The organism is Streptomyces deserti (assembly GCF_054782695.1).
On the sequence record NZ_BAAGRZ010000128.1, the window covers coordinates 1 to 626 of the forward strand.

The following is a 626-nucleotide window of genomic DNA, read 5'->3' on the forward strand; positions in this document are numbered from 1 at the left end:
CGACATCCGGGCGCGGACGATTCCGGTGGACTACGCCTCACACTCCGCGCAGGTGGAGGCGATCGAGGAGCACCTGGCCCAGGTGCTGGCCCCGGTGACAGCACGCTCGACGGACGTTCCGCTGTATTCCACGCTCACCGGGCAGTGGCTGGACGAGCCGATGGACGCGGGGTACTGGTACCGCAACCTGCGTCACACGGTTCTGTTCGAACAGGCGACTCGTGGTCTGCTCGCCGAGGGACACACTCTGTTCCTGGAGATGAGCCCGCACCCGGTGCTGACCGTCCCGGTCCAGGCCACCATCGACGACACGGACTCCGACGCCGCCACGCTCGGCTCTCTCCGCCGTGACGACGGCGGTGCCCGTCGCCTGATGGCCTCGCTCGCCGAGGCGCACGTGCACGGTGTCGAGCTGGACTGGAAGGCGCTGTTCCCGGGCGCCCGGATGGTCGACCTGCCCACCTACGCCTTCCAGCGCGAGCACTTCTGGCTGACCGAGCCGGAGGGTGCGAATGACGCCCAGCCCGTCGTGGACGACATCGACGCTCGTTTCTGGGAGGCGGTGGAGCGCGAGGATCTGGAGCAGTTGGCCGCCGAGCTGTCGGTCGAGGAGGACGCGGCCCAGG

1 protein-coding gene is annotated in these 626 nt (G+C 69.2%); it reads left to right on the forward strand.

Going from position 1 to position 626, the window contains the following annotated elements:
* Positions 1-25: 25 nt before the first annotated feature.
* On the forward strand, positions 26-626 hold a 601-nt coding region (locus ACYVMZ_RS39400), incomplete at its 3' end, for an acyltransferase domain-containing protein (protein ID WP_461088137.1).